Source organism: Sphingobacterium cellulitidis (assembly GCF_043187465.1).
Lineage (GTDB): Bacteria > Bacteroidota > Bacteroidia > Sphingobacteriales > Sphingobacteriaceae > Sphingobacterium > Sphingobacterium cellulitidis.
This window is the reverse complement of sequence record NZ_CP171136.1, coordinates 1,522,511-1,540,534: the sequence shown is the minus strand read 5'-3', so window position 1 is coordinate 1,540,534 and position 18,024 is coordinate 1,522,511. Positions and strand designations below refer to the sequence as shown.

The window sequence follows — 18,024 nt, the reverse complement described above, 5'->3', positions numbered from 1 at the left end:
AAAGCCGGTAAAACAATGCGTACCGGCTTATTTTTTGGCTTGGCAATTACCTATTTATTATTTTGCTTTTTCGCTTCTTTCATTGGATTACTTTCTGCGGACTGCCCACGTGCTGCTCTACCATTTTGTTGATAGATTTCAAATCTCGAAGGCTGAGCCGATCTTGGCCAAGCATTATTTGATTCATCGATATCTGCAGTTTCACGAAGTGGATCCAATTGGATTGATGCTACTTGTTTACTTTTTGCAAAGACCTTGGTAGCTTCGTTTTCATCCATTCTCCAAATATATGCTGGTATATAATCTTTCTCCTTTGATCCATCTGTAAAGGTCCATTCAATAATCAATGGCATGACTAAACCACCATTATTCTTGAAGTTCAACTCATAAAAGGAAGTTTTACCATTAAATATATCTTTTTCTTTCTCGTTTAGCTTATTATAGAACTCTTGATAATTAGCTTCATCGGCAGGTTTCACTGCAAAACGGTCCCATTTGTTATAGAAATCCAATAAGGAGGTATCTTTATCAACCAGGAAAGCCATATTTTCTTCCATATTCCGTTGGCGGGTGATACTATTCAAATCTTTCTCAAAAGCATCTTTACGTTCTTGCTGTGTTTTTTTAGGATCGGCACCACTCATACGATATTGGGTTACATTTTCCAATGAGATTTCAACAGGGTCTGTACCAAAGAACCATCCTCTCCAGAACCAGTCCAAGTCCACCGCGGAGGCATCTTCCATTGTACGGAAAAAGTCTGCAGGAGTAGGATGTTTAAATTCCCATCTTCTAGCGTATTCCTTGAAAGCATAGTCAAATAACTCTCTACCCATTATGGTTTCGCGAAGGATATTCAATGCTGTTGCAGGTTTTGCATAGGCATTAGGTCCAAATTGAACAATATTTTCCGAATTGGTCATGATAGGTTCCAATTGATCTTTTGGAAGTTTCATGTAATCCACGATCTTATAGGCAGGACCGCGACGAGAAGGGAAATCTTTATCCCATTCTTGCTCTGTTAGGTATTGTAGGAAAGTATTCAAACCCTCATCCATCCATGTCCATTGACGTTCATCGGAATTGACGATCATCGGGAAAAAGTTATGTCCAACCTCATGGATAATTACACCGATCATTCCATACTTCACAGCCTCCGTATAGGTTCCATCTTCATCTGCACGACCATAGTTGAAACAGATCATTGGATATTCCATCCCATTGGCAGCTTCTACAGAAATAGCAACCGGATATGGATACGGGATTGAGAATTTAGAATATGTTTTTAAGGTATGTGCAACTACCTTAGTTGAGTATTTACGATACAATGGATAAGCCTCAGGACCATAATAAGACATGGCCATCGGTTGATTTCCAGGTACACCATCATTTACTTTCATGGCATCCCATATCAGTCGACGAGAAGTTACAAAGGCGAAATCACGCACATTCTTAGCTTCATAAACCCAAGTTTTCTTGGCTGTTGATTTTTGTTGAATAGCTTTATTTGCATCTTCTAAAGTCACAATTTCAACTGGTTCTTTAGTTTGTTGGGCTTGTTTCCAACGTGCTAGTTGGGTAGATGACAAGACTTGGCTATAATTTAGACATTCACCAGTAGCACCTACGACATGATCAGCAGGGACGGTGATATTTACTTTATAATCGCCGAAGACTAGAGCAAACTCTCCCCTTCCGGTAAATTGTTTATTCTGCCAACCTTGAAAGTCTGAATAAACAGCCATTCTCGGGAACCATTGTGCAATGGTATACAGATAATTATCATCTTTAGCGAAATGCTCATAGCCACCACGACCACCTTCAACCATACGGTCAGAGATTTTATAATCCCAATCAATTTTAAGGACAAACTTTGCTCCTGGTTTCAATGGAACAGGGAGATCAATTCGCATCATCGTGTAATTGATCGTATATTTTAATGGCTTATTGGCACCATCAGTTACTTTATGAATATTCACCCCAAAGCCTTTATTCTCCGGAACCAATGATTTTAGTTGATCGATGGACATTTTCTCACGTAGACTACTTTGCTCAAAACGCTTATTTTCAGCATCGTCTGCATGTTCATTCTCATCCAACTGTAACCATAGATAGGTTAATGGATCAGGCGAATTATTGGTATAGGTAATGGTTTCAGAGCCTTTTAATACCTGGTTCGCATCATCCACTTCTACATCAATCAGGTAATCCGCTTTTTGTTGCCAATACATGGAACCCGGGGCTCCCGAAGCAGTACGAAAGATATTAGGATCGGTGAGCAGGTTTCCAAGTTGCTCGAATTTATTACCATGGTTAGACCCAGGGTTATGCTGCATTTGCGCATGTGTGGATAACCAACTAGCTGAGCCCAATAGAGCCAAGCATATGGATTTAAATAGATTATGATTTATTTTCATAAGGGTATACGTTCAAGAGCCATAATAAAGGAAATTCCAATTACTGCTGATGATAAGAAGAAACTCCAATCACGATTGCTGACTGCAAAAATCTTTAACATCAATTCAGATAACAGAATAACAAAAAAGACAATAATTAGTTGCCCAAACTCTAGACCTATATTAAAAGAGAGCAAAGGGATAACGATATTGGCTTCCTGACCTAATAAGGACTGTAAATAATTTGAAAAACCAAGACCGTGAATCAATCCAAAGAATAGGGTCATGGCATATAAGACATAGGCATTACGCTGTTTTCTACGTTTCGGCAGATTATAGAAAGCCGTTGCGAGGATAGTAACCGGGATGAGAAATTCCACCCAAGCTGTATCCACACGAACTATTTTAAAAGCGGCTAAGGCTAGGGTTATGGAATGTCCTACCGTAAAGGCAGTCACCAACCATAATATTTTCTTCCAATCTTTTAGGGTATAACTACAACACAGGACCAATACAAAAAGTATATGGTCATAACCCGTCAGGTCTAAAATATGCTGCCAACCAAGCTGAAAATAGATAGAAAAATCGCTCATTAATTAGGTCTTGTAATAATTACATATCAAAATTAATATTATTTTAACATACACAAACGGAATTGCTAAATTTATACAGTTTTACACATAATTGTTGCAAAACTCTGCAAGATGAAATTGAAAAAAATACGTTTGGGATTGGTGTTATTGGGGTTAGGAATTGCCTTAATTGCCTATGCACACCCATTTTATGTGAGTATTACTTCCATTGATTTCAACCCTAATAAAAAAAGGATTGAAGTTTCATGCAGACTTTTTTATGATGATCTCGAAATGGCATTGAAAAATCAATTAGGTCAACATATTGATGTCATTCATCCGAAAAACAAAGCCCAGGCAGATTCTGCCATTTCTAAATACATTCGTCAAAACCTAAAAATCAATGTCAATAATAAAGCCTATAACCTTCAATACGTCGGTTACGAGATTGAAGAGGATGTAGCATGGTGCTATTTGGAGTTAAAAGATATTTCGGCTGTCAGTAAATTGGATATTGTAAATCAGCTCTTGTACAAAGATTTTAAATCACAATCCAATATCATGCATATCAAGGTCAGCGATAAAAAGAAAAGCACGAAACTCGACAATCCTAAAAGAACAGCCAGTTTTTCATTTTAAATAAGATTTTCTTGGAGAATGAAGGGTATTTTGGAGGGATGAACCCTTATATAACACAAAATGCTTTTTTCTCAAAAAGCACGTCTAAATTAATTTGTTTTGTTTTTTTAGAAGGGTTAACTTTTCTTGTTAACTCTTCTATCTTGTGGGCTTGGTTGGTTTCCGATAAACCCGACATTTGTTACGTAAAATGAAAATGGGTTTTGGATTAGTTGTTCTTTGTTCTTTCTTTCTTTTTTAATCATATTATATTACCTTTCTTTTATTGTTTGCTAGTAATATAACAAATTTTGAGCCAAAAACCAAATATTTCAATAATTAAATTAATAAAGCCATAAGAATTTCCTTCTAAAAAGATTGTTATCTTTTAGATTTTAAGCAAAAACTTGGTATGTTGATGGGACTTTTTCTAATTAGTTTGCCAGATTGACGGCATGTCGATGAATAAATTCTGAGGGTGAACTATGCAAGATATGTTTAAAGACTCTATTGAAGTGTACCACGGTATTGAATCCACATTGATACGCTACTTCGGAAATATTTTCGGTTGACTTGTTAATTAACAACTGACATGCTTTTTCAATTCTGATTTCATTTAAAAAGGTCACATAGGTCTTCATGGTATGCTTTTTAAAGTATTTACAGAAGGCAGACGGCGTCATATGTATTAATTTAGCCACCGCATCGATACTGATTTCTTTATTATAGTTTTCCAATGAATAGCGAAGCACCTCATTGATCCTAACCCCTACTTTATCATTGAAATTAGACTCAGGCAATCCAGAGTACAAGGAAATCATCTCTTTTTCGTTAGCAATCAGATAATCGAATATTTCAAGAACCCGCATTAGTTTCGGCAAACCGTCTTCTCGGAGAAGCGACTGAAAGATAGATCGAACTGGTAAGCTGTATCTCTGAAGTAGTTTTTTACTGGAATCTAGGGAATTGAAGATATCGCGAATCCGATGCAACTCCTGCATATTGAAAAATGATTGCATCTTATCAAAGGCCACAAAGATATGGACAACATGGATTTGATCTTGATCGGCACCTTCCTTGATAAAGATGTGCGGATCATTCGCCTTTAAAATATAGATTTCATTTTCAAAAAATGGCTGAATCAAGTTTCCAATTACCACAGAACCTCTCCCTTTCAAAATATAAGAGATTTGAATTTCCTTATGTCTGTGATAGTGGCTATAGAAATCCTCTCTGAAGTCTTCTTGAATATAAAATGAACCAGCGCCAAAAGCGGGCACAGTAAATTCAATTGGAAATCTTGCCTCCATAGTTTTTAAAGCTTCCATACAATCCTAATTTTGTTCCCTTTCTACTGGTTAGTGGAGATTGGGAGTTGGTCTTCATAATTTAGTTATAACAAAAATATCATATTTTTTCAATCGTGAGGTATATTTTATAATAATATCCGATAATTTTGAAAAATATTTTCCGTAAAGAATTATTCCTATTTAATTAACAAGGGTTTGTATCATAACTGGATTAGTATCTTGGAATGGAAATTATTAAATTCGACCTACAGTTCAATCGAAAATTCAAATTCTAAATGGTAAAAGAGGCAGTATTAATAGGACTTGGTGGAGCTACTGGCAGTATTTTAAGGTACATCTCCGGACAATTCATCAGTAAAAATTTCCCAAGTCAAATTCCAATGGGCACCTTGGTCGTAAACCTTTTGGGATGCCTATTAATTGGAATATTGGTTGGTTATTTCAGTAAAAATCAGATTTCCGGCAATGAATGGAAATTATTGTTGGTTACTGGCTTCTGCGGTGGATATACCACCTTTTCTGCATTTGCGATTGAAAACATCAATTTAATTCAAAATCAACAAGTCAGCCAAGCCCTAATATACATTGGGCTAAGCATCATCCTAGGACTCTTAGCCGTTTGGCTAGGCTTAACGGTTGTTAAACTTTTTCAATAGTAATTCTTATTCCCGGCTCTTAGCCATCAATTCTGAGTTTAATACCTTTTTATGAATGGTATTATCCTTGATTTGCTGGGTCAATGCAATCACACTTTCTTTCGCTAACTGCTCAATTGGTTGTTTTACATGAATAATTGGGTGATAGAAGAAATCATAAACCTCACTAAAGTCAAAACACATCACATTGAGGTCTTTTGGTATCTGGATTCCTTTTTGTGTTAGATATTTTAAACCATCCACTGACAAAGTATTAGTTGCAAAAACTATGGCATCAGCTTTTTGTGTATTCAATATTTCATCAAGTGCCCCATTCAATTCCAACTGCTGCTTACTGAAATTAATCTTATAAACCTTTGAATTCACTTTGGAGCTAGCATCCAGAAAGCCTTGCTCACGATCTTTCATATGTTGCAAACTACTATTGTAGGCTACAAAGGCTAGGTTTTTATAACCTAGGTCCAATAAATGACTAACAGCTTTCGTCATGGAGCTCTTGTTATCTGTTACCACATAACTAGAATTAACATGATCAAAATGTCTATCGATCAAACAAATTGGAATTCCGAGGGATATGATATACTCAATGGTTTCTTCAGAGTTATCTGGTGGTGAGATAATAAAGCCATCCACTTGTCTCTTAATAAAAACATCAACCAGGTTTTTTAATTTCTCTGTGCTTTCATCCGAACTTCCGATAATGGTTGTAAGACCATAATGACTTGTTTCATCTTCCACCCCACGAGCAATAGATGCAAAGAAGGGGTTGGAGATATCAGCCACGATAAGCCCCACTGTATTGGTTTTTCCTGTTTTTAAACTTTTAGCAATATGATTTGGTTGATAGTTAAGTTCTTTGGCTGCTTGACGTATTTTTTCAGCAGTTGCCTTTCCTACTCTACCCTTTTCTTCATTACCACTTAATACGTAAGATACTAATGCTGTAGAAACCCCAATTTTCTGTGCAATATCTTTTAATGAAACCTTTTTTACCATTTTGTAAATATATTATTAATAATTCATAATTAGCCTTGCGCTACCATTCTGCAAGGACCTTTTCACCCCAGTGGTCAATAATTCTGTTGACGGCTTCTGCAGCAGCACCATTGCCCCAATCATAGATAGTAAACTCTCCAATACCTATTCCGTTAGAATCCGTATGCCCATCATGTCCGTAATTCTCCATCATAAAACCGTAATCCTGAGAACCTAAGAATGGCCAGCGTTGTTGCCATTGCGCCATCGTTTCTTTATTCTCCGGTGCATACATCATCACAAAGGATGCTTTCAATGCAGCAATTCCACGCTGCATATAATCTTTTCTTTTCAACAACTTTCCATACTCCATAATGAGTTCAGCGAAAAGACTCTGACGGGAATCATTCCATTCCGCATCGGCATTCATCACGCCAAAACCTCCAAATGCATGGATATAGATAAATGAAGGCTGCCAAACTGCTTGCCACATCAGCAATTCATCAAGCACCCTTTTGCCAGTTTTTAAATAACCTTTCTGGCCTGTTATTTTATAAGCTTCCAATGCCGCTTGTGCTGTATAATACATACTTAAGGTATTCTGTTTGTACATATTATTGCGTTGAAGCTTTTGGTCTACCAATTTATCATGACCAAAACGACTACAAGACCAATAAGTCTCAAAGTCTTCCCAGCGACCTACAGGAACTATTTCCTTTTCAATAACCGCCATAGCTTTCAATGCAGCCGTTTTATACTTTTCGTTTTTATTAATCTGATAAAGTTTCAGCAAGAAAGTGACGGACATGGCGGATTCTGGCGATCGACTCAATATTTCCATATCTTTTTGAACCTCCAAACTCAACCAAGCAGGAAAATAACCATCCGGTCTTTGGATACTTACCAATGCATCTGCATAGTTGGTTGCATAGTCCAAAAGCCTTTTATCCTGTTCCAGTTCACTGTACCATTGCAACATTAACAAGGCCGTATAGCTCATATCCAACACATGATATGGGGACTCCTTGGCATTCCAGGTAAATGGATTCCGATTGGAATTTCCAAAATAATAGGTATCCCAACCTGCAGAACGCCAGTATTTCTTGCCATCGATTACTTGCTCTTTCATTTCAGTCGCTATCAGTCCTGGAAAGAATCCATTTTTCTGAGGAAAAGAGAGCGCAAGTTCTTTTGTTAAATTAGCGTAGTTCAATAAGGAGTCAACCTGCTTCCTTCTGGCATAGCGGAATAATCCAGATGCTGAGCGCAATGAATTAAACCATGCTTGGTTCCAGATAGACCTGAATTCACGCTCATTGACTTCAGCTTTATAGTTTGGGCTTTGAGTCACATTGACAATAAAGGTGGGAGCACCAACCCTTTTACCCTTTAAATCAAACTCTTGCCATACCGCATCCCGCCAATGATTAAATGCCCAATTGTAGGTGTAGTCCACATAGGGATCCAGATTATTCTCAGGGAAAGGTTCGCCTTTTTTATAAAGTTCTTCTCCCCATTGCTTCCACATAAATTGATTCAATACAGCAAATGGATTTTCAATTTGGCGAGCTTTGGATGATAGTAAAACATAGAAAGCAAGCTTATAGCTTCCCTTTTTAAAGTTGGTTATATCGGCTTGTTCATAAAGAATATGGTCCGTAATCTTGGAATCTGACTGCCCTAAGGTCAATAGGTTATCTTTTGCATTCAAGTCAATGAACCAGGGCACAAAAGGTTTTTCCTCCAATAAAGTCACATCTGGAACAATGGTCAAGGATTTCTTGGCATCATGGACAATCATTGCTGCCGAACGAAATACATGTTGCGCAATAATATGGTTGTCAGTAGGCGTTAAATGTGGAGCCCATTGAAAGCTAGGTACAAAATTAGGCTTGATGGACACATATAACCTCTTGAAACTGGTATCATTGGTAATCGTCCAATCTAACTCAACCCGATAGGTTGACTTATTAATTTTCTTGAAATAAATTTCAGGGTTCTTCCCTTCAATTTGTGCATATTCTAAATTCGCTATATAAGGCATTAATGCTTTTGGAATATCATTGGCAGTGCTTTTTGATATCCCGAAAGGATTAATCCAACACAATAGCATAATTAAGATATGAAAACTATGAAACTTCATTCTTATAGCTTAATCATTATTTATTACGGTTCCGAAATAGAGGTATTTCTGATAACGCTTGTCATACAATTCTTTATTCTCTGGATTAGGAACATATTTTTTTTCGAATCCTGAACCCATTTCATCCATGGCATCAGATAAAGTTGGATATATGCCGGCAGCAGTTGCGGCCAACATACAAGCGCCCATGGCACAAGTTTCATCCGAGCTATGTACTTTTATTGGTCTCTGGAGCACATCTGCCAAGGTTTGCATCACATAATCCGATTTTTTTGCAATCCCTCCGATTCCAATAACTCCTTTGATTTCGACCCCTTGGGTTTCCACATGTTCAACAATTGCGCGAGAGCCAAAACAGGTGGCTTCCACCAATGCCTGAAATAGGCTGACAGGACCTGTAGCTAAATCAAGATTGAATAGTGCTGCTGTCAAGGTCGGATTAACATTGGGGGTTCTGCGCCCGTTAAACCAGTCCAAGGCGAGCTCTGAGTCTTCGGTAATCGGCTGTTGTTTAGCCAATTCGGAAAGATCGGAAAGTAAAGATTGCTCAAGCTTTTCATGTAAATCGGAAATCGCCTGACTACCCATAGATGCATCCTCCTTCAAATTATTCCTAACCGGCCACAACAGCAAGTTCTTTAACCAATTATATACATCGCCGAAAGCAGACTGACCTGCTTCTAACCCGATATATTGTGGAACGATAGATCCTTGAACCTGTCCACAGATTCCACGAACCAATCGATCCTGTAATTCTTCTTTTTCAATAACCATCATATCGCAAGTCGATGTCCCCATAACCTTGCACATATACCCCGGTTTTATTTGAGCTCCGATTGCTCCAACATGCGCATCAATGGCACCCACACAAATCAATACCTCTTCATTAAGTCCAAATTTATCAGCCCATTCCTGAGAAAGGGTGCCAACGACCTCATCGGCCGTGTAAACCTCTTTGCCAATGGAATGATAAATCCGTTCCAATTGAGGATCTAAATGATTAAAAAACTCAAGCGGTGGATAGCCACCCAATTCTTTTGCCCAGAGAGCTTTATGCCCTGCTGCACAAACATTCCGTTGAATTAAATTAGCGTCCTGTTGACCTGTCAACAGATAGGGCAACCAATCACTTTGTTCTAACCATGAATAGGTTTCTTGGAAAACCTCTTGATCTGTTCTTACTAAGTGCAACAGTTTTGACCAAAACCATTCTGATGAATATGCTCCCCCACAATAACTGAGGTAATTCACATCAAAATCTTCGGCTTTTTGATTGATTTCCTCAACCTCTTTAATCGAGCTATGATCTTTCCACAGGAAGAACATCGCATTGGGGTTTTCAGAAAACCGTTCGGATAAAGCTAACGGCTGTCCATTTTCATCAATCGCAACAGGTGTAGAACCAGTTGCATCTATGGAAATGGCAACAACATTCTCTTTTACGGAGGCATCCACATTGGCTAAACAGCCTTGCACACAGGCCTCCAAACTTTCAATATAGTCTAAAGGATGTTGTCTGAATTGACTGCGTTTTGGATCGCAGTACAATCCCTCCTTCCATCTTTTGAAATTTGAAACTGCAGAACCAATTACTTCTCCATTCGAAGCATCAACCAATAAAGCTCTGGCTGAGTCGGTTCCAAAATCAACTCCAATAACATATGATTGTTTCATTCGATCAATTTTAATGCGTCGGATTTGACATATCCAACTTACCTTCTACTTTTCCCACGCCCCAAATAGCAAAAATGGCAATCACCACATAACATAACACAGGAATAATAAAGCCTGTCGCCATAGAACTATGATCTGCGATCAAGCCCATTAATGGTGGACAAAATGCACCTCCGGCAACTGCCATTACCAAAAAGGAAGATCCTTTTTTGGTTAATGTTCCTAAATTGTTTATACCTAATGCAAAGATCGTTGGGAACATGATTGACATAAAGAAATAGGTCAAAAACAGAGCAAAAACTGAAACCCAGCCTAAATTCAGGAATACGAGGATATTCAGGATAACATTCATCACCGCATAAAATCCTAACAGACGATGTGGTGCAATAAACTTCATGAGATAGGATCCTGTAAGACGCCCTATCCAGAATGCTCCCATACCACCAATCGCTAAAATTAAGGAAGCGGCTTGTTCATCATTCTTAGGCATAAAGAATTCTCCAAATGCCCCTAAATGACTCATAATATTTGAAATCGGAGTTTTTAAATCATGAATAGCATCAATCACATAATTGATAAAAAATGAATTGGTGCCTGTTTGAGCAGCTACATATAAAAATTGAGCTATAACAGCAAAAATAAACACCGGGTGCTTCAATAGATTCCGCATTGGCGGATTCTCTTCATACTCACCAGCCTCTTTTTTCTCCTTAATCTCCGGAAGTTTGATAATGAGGAATATAATCGCCACCACAACTACCACACAACCGATCCCAATATAGGGTTGAACTAAGGAATCAAACTTATCATGTTCTCCTTCAGACTCTGTTCCGAATATCATCAATCCCCCAATCAGCGGGCCTAATATCCAGCCCAATCCATTGAAAGATTGCGATATGTTAATTCTTCGAGCAGCTCCATCCTTGGATCCTAATACGATCGAATATGGATTGGCAGCAGTTTCCAGGAAGGCAAGTCCGCAGGCAATAACGAATAAAGCAGTCAAGAATGGAATAAATGCGGCTAATTTAGCTGCTGGATAGAACATAAATGCGCCAATGGCAAACAACGTCAATCCGAAAATAATTCCTTTCTGATAGCCGAACTTCTTGATAAATAACCCTGCCGGAATAGCCATCGCCAAATAACCGATATAGAGCGAGAATTGTACAAATCCTGATTGTGCTTTGGATACATGCAACAAATCTTGAAAATGCTTGTCTAATACGTCCAAAAATCCGTGGGCAAAACCCCAAAGCAGGAATAAACTACAGATAAATAAGAATGGAACCAATAGGTAGTTCCCTTCATCATCTCTAAACAAAGATTTCTTCTGATTGCTCATGTCTTTTATTTATAAAGTGGTCCAAATACCTCACAAGCTCTATAATCCGCTCCTTCTTGATTCATGCCGAATGCTGCCCATGTAGCAGGTCTAAACAATCGGTTAGCTGATACATTGTGCATACATACTGGAATTCTTAACATCGCTGCCATGGTAATCAGGTCATGGCCGATATGGCCATAACTAATGGCTCCGTGATTTGAACCCCAATTTGCCATTACAGAATACACATCCGTAAAGGCTCCTTCTCCAGTCAATTCAGGCACAAACCAAGTGGTTGGCCATGTTTTATCCGTACGCTCATCGAGTACTTTATGCACTTTTTCAGGAATATCAATTGTATATCCTTCAGCAATTTGTATGGTCGGACCTAAACCTTTAATCAAATTTATTCTACACATCGTTACCGGCATTCCACCTTTACTTAAAAAGTTGGAGGAATAACCACCACCCCTGAAATAATCCCGGTTAGCAGGATACCAAGTCGTTGCTTTTAAACATGCTTTAGCTTCCTTGTCTGAGATTTCCCAATAGGGTTTCATGACTGGGTTTCCATTTGCTGTTTGTTGTCCGGTTCCATCAAGTGTTGCCGAACCTGAATTTATCAAGTGGATAAAGCCATCTTTGGCAGCTCCGGTAGGTTTCCATCCGCTTACTCTTTTAACAGCATCCGGCGACCAGTAGGTTCTCACGTCCGCAAATATTTGCGCTGTATTGGTTAAAAGATAATTGAATGCCATAGAAACACCATTCAAGGAGTCATTTTCCGTAGCAACCATGTATGGGGCCCTATTTCCATTCCAATCAAAGGATGAATTTAGAATTGCTTCAGAGAAATCGCCGTTAGGCAAAAAGTCGGTCCATTGTCTTTGCCCCTGAAATCCCGAAATAAAAGCATGGTGACCCATGGCCTCTTCAGCATGTCCCATTTCCTTTAACTTCGAATTTCCAATCATCAAATCACGGATGATCAAGGTCATTTTTACAACAAATTCCCAATCCTCATCCTTTTCCTTCCGATTTTTTACTTTATGTTTCTGATTAAAATCAGCACCTTCTTTACAATGTTTCTTGGTCCATGCCAGTGCTTTCTGGAATTCCTCTTCATCGTAAATACCCAATTGAATACGCCTCAACACTTCCGAAGAATCCACATATTCATTGCGCATTCCTAGATATTCCTGGAAAAATTCCGCATTGACGATAGATCCCACGATACCCATAGAAACCGATCCGATTGCCAAATAGCTCTTACCGCGTAAAATTGAAACCGCTAAACCTGACTTAGCAAAGGATAACAACTTCTCCCGAACATCATTTGGAACTTTCGTATCGCCCATGTCCTGAACATCATGTCCATAAATGCTAAATACAGGTAATCCTTTTTGGTTATGCGCAGCTACTGTAGCAGCCAAATAGACTGCACCAGGTCTTTCTGTTCCATTAAAACCCCAAATCGCTTTAGGACGAATAGGATCCATATCCATGGTCTCAGAACCATAACACCAGCATGGAGTCACAGAAAGTGAAACGCCCACCTGCTCCAAATCAAACTTCTCTTGGCAATCTGCTGCTTCTTTCACTCCGCCAATGCAACTATCTGCAATTACACATTGTACAGGACTCCCATCTGGATATTTCAATTCAGACTCATATAATTTCGCAACAGCTTTTGCCATATTCATGGTGGTGTCTTCCAAGGATTCTCGGATACCACCCCAACGGCCATCGATTATTGGTCTAATCCCAATTTTTGGATATTTATTCATGTTGTAGTGCTTTAAAATGCAGATTGAATATCTTGAACAGTTATATTAAATAACGTTTTTAACAAACTAGCTATTTGCTCTTTATCTCCAATAAAATGATAAACATTATGCGTGTGTTCCAACTTTTCCGAAGGCTTTAAGAATGCAGCCGGTGAAACACTTTCTATTTCATAAAATGGCCCCATCTGACCTCCATCTTCCAATGGTCCGTCGTTATAAGCATTCACCGCATCGCCTAGGAAGGGATCTTTTTCAGTTGTCCATTCTTGATTCAAATAGGTTTTACTGGAATCAACAGAAAACTTCGTCACCGTTAATACACCATGTTCTAAATCATAGCTCCCAGCAATGGTTTTAGCACGTGCTGGCGAAAGCCCAAGTTTACCACGAGACTTACCATCGGCCTTGAAGTACAATACACCATCCTTATAGCTGATTCGATCTTTATCGATTTCTCCGAAATAATCCGTTGTTGCCACTTTCCCCTTCGCTGCTTCTTGATACGGCACCAAAATAACCGTGCTGTCCGATGGCATAAACATATCTAAACTCCATAGACATGGAGCACCTGTTTGTTTCGTCCAAGCTTCCTTACCCGTGTTGGTAATTCCATTCAACGTACTAAAGCCTACAGATTTGATCTGATCATTCAATTGGATTCCTAAATCTGATTCGATTTGGGAATTACTAAGCATCTTGACCTCACGATTTAATTTCATCGTTAATACGGTTCCCGCATAATTCTTTAACTCCGCAGTTTTTTCCATGCTAGCCGAGTTGCCATTTGATGACAGCAAGGTCCATGCTTCCGTATCGATAGCGCTAGGTGTTTTCCAATGGTCATAAACCATTTCATTGCCTTTTTCGAAGTACAATGAAAATGGACCACCTTCTGGCCCTAACCATAAGCGATCTTCACCACCATAGGCATTCATGTGCGGATCAACAGGAGCTGAGAATGCTTTATAATTCACCCAACCAAAGCTTTTTCCATCTGGTCCATCAGCTGTGGAAGTGAATACTTTACCTTGATATTTCGGGGAAACCAAAATCTGACCTAAACCACTCTCATTACTCAAAATCAATACGCTATCGTATTTTTGTAAAAACTGTAGATCATATCCGAATTGACCTGCTTTATATGTTGTATTCACTGTTTTCTCGGTTGATGAATCACTTTTCTTATTTTGTTGACAGGAGCTGGCCATCATGACTGCTGATGCCCCCATTAACGCATATACCAATGTTTTTTTCATAGATATTAGTTTACTTCTAAATCATTTTTGGAAGGAAGATTCGGGAACTTACCATGCGGCTCTGCCTGATACCAGTACGCTACAGAGATCATATCTGATTTCTGAGGAAGGTACCGACCTTCTGATCGCCAGCCCAAATCCTGAATGGTAACCTTTAAATCACCATCGAATCTCACTGGATCCAAAATATGCCAACGGTACATCCCAAACCTTTGCTGAGACTCATAAACACCATCAGGACGTATAACTTGATGAAGTCCTGCATATGGCGTCGAATATTCTTGATATTGTCGAGTCGCTTTATTTTCAAAATTGTATGAACCACAGAAATAATCCTCCAACCCGGTTCCTACGATGGTTGCATAATCTTTGTCGCCATCCATAAAGAACTTGATTTCACCTTCTCCCCACCAACCGATATTATTCACGCCTACTGCTAAATAGGTTCCTACATATTGTCCTTTGCCTTTTATTCCATCAATGATGGTATGCAATGACCCTTGGGTAGGGTTTGAACGACGATATTGAGCATGAAAATAGGCCTCATCCTCAGGCACCTCTGTAACTGTATAATCGATTTGGTAATAAAGGTTCATGGGCTCACCGGAAATATTCTCCATCGTGATCTTGCAACTCTTCCTGAATGGCATTTTCCAGTAAGAATTAAACGCACTACCTGGATTCACGGTGATGGCCAAACTATTCAATGGTGCAAAACGATGCCAAGCCATTCCAAAAAATGGACCCACAGGGGATTCTACAGATGGATTTGACTCTCCATCCCAATAAATTCTAAAAATAGTATGATTCCAATTACCTGTTGGCGTCATCCACATATGCTGAATTACCCCTGACTCATTGATTTCAGCCATGGTAAAGGTTTCTCCAGGTTGAATGGTTATATAAGGATTCACTTTCCAGCCAACACCCAATTCTCTGGATGCATGGGACGCATTTGCAACATTCTTCTGCCCAGCCTGCTTCGCTGGATCAGCCATGCCCCCTTTCCCTTTTTCACCCGTAAAATTCTCCGGACTGATCGATCTGGTCTTCGCATTTGAAAGCTTTGACAAAGTTCCCATATTCATATCAATCCCATTAAATTGAGGCTTTTGCTGGGCATAGGTCATACCACTGAGTAATAAGGAAGCTAATAATAATTTTATTTTCATGATTTATGTATTAGTTGATTATTCACATGTTTAATCGGAATCAATCTTCAACTTGAAAGAGCAAGCTTATTTTCCCGGTTAGAAGGAATGCTTTATCATGCTTTAAACGTTTAAGCAATTAGGCAAAAATCAAATCATTGTGGCAAATGATTTCTTTAATAAAGCTGTGATACTTTTAAGTTTATAATTACACAATGTTAATGCTTAAACGTTTAATATCAAAATAAATTCCAATATTTTTTAATCATTAAACAATAAATTATCAGTATTTCGAAGGGAAAAAGAATAAGAAATCTTAGGTTATTTTAAATAAAACAACATTTTTGAGAAATAGTTCGTTTTTGTAACATTTTAAAAAATCAAAATCCCAAAATCATCTCTATATTTCCACTTCCCTAATAACATTAATGTCGAGAGGGTTCCAATTGAGTGGAGAGGAAATAAAAAGAGCTGCATTTTACTCAAAGCAGCTCCTGGTCGTTTACAAAAGGTAGTAAATGAATTTTAATCATTAATCAAGGCTCGATCCAAGTGAACATAGCCCCCGTCCACATGAATAAGTTGACCCGTGGTATGACTCGATCGATCTGAAATTAAGAATACTGCCATATTCGCAATTTCTTCAACACTGGTCATCCTATTTTCCAATGGAATTCTACTCGTTATTTTCTTTAAGGTTTCCTCTGGATTTGGAATGGTTTTAATCCAATTTTCATACTGTGGAGTCATGCTTTCAGCAACAACAATAGCATTTACTCGGATGGAATAAGGCAATAATTCCACTGCCCACTCCCGAGTTAGAGCATTCCTACCGCCATTTGAAGCCGCATACCCTGACGTTCCGCCCTGCCCTGTTTCGGCAGTCTTGGAAGTAATATTCAAAATCGTTCCTTTATTTTTCTTTAGTTCAGGCAAGCAATAATGGGCCATCAAATAATAATGCACCAAGCTATTATGCAAAGATTTTACGAATGAATCATAATCCCCATCTTCCAAGCTAACTCCATCATTCAGTCCGGCATTGTTTACCAGAGCATCTATCCTGCCTAATTGAGAAACAACTTGTTCAACTGCGATTTTACAGTCTTCAGGATTCGTCAATTCGGCCACTACTCCCAGGGATTGAAACCCTTTCTCCGCCAACTCTGCTACCACTAAAGCATTATCTTTTTCCTTCCGGCCGATGATTACCGGAATAGCACCTTCCTCAGCCAACATCTCGACGATACCTTTTCCAATTCCCTTAGCACCGCCTGTAACCAATACTACTTTACCTTTTAAATTTAAGTTCATATAAACTATTTTAAACTATAGAATTTCACTGCATTATCACCCCAAAAACCTTTCAGTTCTGATTCACTGAAATCTCCCAAACGATGCTCAACAATACGCAAGGCATCCTCATAACTTCCGGCCAATAAGCAAACCGGCCAATCCGAACCAAACATCAATCTATCCTTTCCAAAACATCTTATCACATGTTCTAGATACTCTGTGAAATGATCCAGCTTCCAGTTCTTCCAATCCGCCTCCGTCCCAAGTCCGGAAATCTTACAATGTACGTTCGGAAAAGCTGCCAAGTCCTCGATATATTTAGCCCAATCACTAAATTCCTGAGACTTAATTGGCGGTTTAGCGATATGGTCCAGCACAAAAGCCTGATTCGGATTTGCTGCCACACAAGCCAAGGAACTCTGATAATGCCTTGGTCGAAGCAACAAATCATAGGTATAACCATATTTCGTTAGAGCTGCCATTCCCCGCAAGAACTCATCCCTATTCAGAAAATCCGGATCATCCTCCCCTTCAACAACATGTCTGAACCCTTTGATAAGCTCATGTTTCGAGAAATTTTCAAGATACTCCTCAACCCTTTCTGAACGCAAATCAACCCAGCCAACTATCCCCTTAATCAGTTTATACACCTGAGCAAGTTCCAATAGAAACTCTGTTTCTCGATGCGATTGATCCGCTTGCACAGCTACGACCCCATCGAAACCTAATTCCTTCAGGGTTCCAGAGATATCATTGGGCAAAAAATTACGTTGGATCGCCGACATTTCATCGGTAATCCAAGCATCCTTCTCAGGATGATAAAGCCAAAAATGCTGATGAGTATCTATTCTCATAACAATGGA

At 38.8% G+C, this 18,024-nt stretch carries 14 protein-coding genes; 2 read left to right on the top strand and 12 right to left on the bottom strand.

Going from position 1 to position 18,024, the window contains the following annotated elements; genetic code table 11:
- Positions 1–50: 50 nt before the first annotated feature.
- Together ACF3OC_RS06670 and ACF3OC_RS06665 are read right to left on the bottom strand one after the other, a co-directional pair.
- The gene (locus tag ACF3OC_RS06670) at positions 51–2,417 is read right to left on the bottom strand and encodes a M1 family metallopeptidase (protein ID WP_179221446.1); all 2,367 of its coding nucleotides are present in this window, start codon (positions 2,415–2,417) and stop codon (positions 51–53) included.
- On the bottom strand, positions 2,414–2,989 hold the full coding sequence (locus tag ACF3OC_RS06665) for a HupE/UreJ family protein (protein ID WP_094280493.1): 576 nt from the start codon (positions 2,987–2,989) through the stop codon (positions 2,414–2,416). The genes ACF3OC_RS06670 and ACF3OC_RS06665 overlap by 4 nt, the downstream gene beginning before the upstream one ends.
- Before the next feature lie 111 nt (positions 2,990–3,100).
- Between ACF3OC_RS06665 and ACF3OC_RS06660 the strand changes: the two genes are divergently transcribed.
- Positions 3,101–3,607, top strand: coding sequence for a DUF6702 family protein (locus ACF3OC_RS06660; protein WP_094280492.1), 507 nt, complete (start codon positions 3,101–3,103; stop codon positions 3,605–3,607).
- A gap of 413 nt (positions 3,608–4,020) precedes the next feature.
- Here the strand turns inward: ACF3OC_RS06660 and ACF3OC_RS06655 are convergent, their stop codons facing one another.
- A complete protein-coding gene (locus tag ACF3OC_RS06655) occupies positions 4,021–4,914 on the bottom strand; it encodes an AraC family transcriptional regulator (protein ID WP_094256881.1) in 894 nt (297 codons plus the stop codon).
- A gap of 257 nt (positions 4,915–5,171) precedes the next feature.
- Between ACF3OC_RS06655 and crcB the strand changes: the two genes are divergently transcribed.
- Positions 5,172–5,552: a fluoride efflux transporter CrcB gene (gene crcB / locus ACF3OC_RS06650; protein WP_094256880.1), complete on the top strand. Its 381-nt coding sequence runs from the start codon at positions 5,172–5,174 to the stop codon at positions 5,550–5,552.
- A gap of 6 nt (positions 5,553–5,558) precedes the next feature.
- Here crcB and ACF3OC_RS06645 read toward each other — a convergent pair whose 3' ends face one another.
- From ACF3OC_RS06645 to ACF3OC_RS06605, 9 genes are all read right to left on the bottom strand, one after another.
- On the bottom strand, positions 5,559–6,548 hold the full coding sequence (locus ACF3OC_RS06645) for a LacI family DNA-binding transcriptional regulator (protein ID WP_094280491.1): 990 nt from the start codon (positions 6,546–6,548) through the stop codon (positions 5,559–5,561).
- Positions 6,549–6,588: 40 nt separating this feature from the next.
- Complete coding sequence (locus ACF3OC_RS06640) at positions 6,589–8,670, bottom strand: hypothetical protein (protein ID WP_094280490.1); 2,082 nt, start codon at positions 8,668–8,670, stop codon at positions 6,589–6,591.
- A 9-nt stretch (positions 8,671–8,679) separates the two neighbouring features.
- Positions 8,680–10,344: a ribulokinase gene (locus ACF3OC_RS06635; protein ID WP_094280489.1), complete on the bottom strand. Its 1,665-nt coding sequence runs from the start codon at positions 10,342–10,344 to the stop codon at positions 8,680–8,682.
- Between the two features lie 10 nt (positions 10,345–10,354).
- Positions 10,355–11,689, bottom strand: coding sequence for an L-fucose:H+ symporter permease (fucP, locus tag ACF3OC_RS06630; RefSeq protein ID WP_094280488.1), 1,335 nt, complete (start codon positions 11,687–11,689; stop codon positions 10,355–10,357).
- Between the two features lie 5 nt (positions 11,690–11,694).
- Positions 11,695–13,458 carry an L-fucose isomerase gene (locus tag ACF3OC_RS06625; protein ID WP_094280487.1) on the bottom strand — a complete coding sequence of 588 codons (1,764 nt, stop codon included), beginning with the start codon at positions 13,456–13,458 and terminating at the stop codon, positions 11,695–11,697.
- Between the two features lie 11 nt (positions 13,459–13,469).
- A complete protein-coding gene (locus ACF3OC_RS06620) occupies positions 13,470–14,714 on the bottom strand; it encodes a DUF6786 family protein (RefSeq protein ID WP_094280486.1) in 1,245 nt (414 codons plus the stop codon).
- A gap of 5 nt (positions 14,715–14,719) precedes the next feature.
- Positions 14,720–15,886 (bottom strand): glycoside hydrolase family 172 protein, encoded by a 1,167-nt coding sequence (locus tag ACF3OC_RS06615; protein ID WP_094280485.1) that lies wholly within the window; start codon positions 15,884–15,886, stop codon positions 14,720–14,722.
- Between the two features lie 504 nt (positions 15,887–16,390).
- A complete protein-coding gene (locus ACF3OC_RS06610; protein WP_094280484.1) occupies positions 16,391–17,179 on the bottom strand; it encodes an SDR family oxidoreductase in 789 nt (262 codons plus the stop codon).
- Between the two features lie 5 nt (positions 17,180–17,184).
- Positions 17,185–18,015, bottom strand: coding sequence for an amidohydrolase family protein (locus tag ACF3OC_RS06605; RefSeq protein WP_392471163.1), 831 nt, complete (start codon positions 18,013–18,015; stop codon positions 17,185–17,187).
- Between the last annotated feature and the right edge of the window lie 9 nt (positions 18,016–18,024).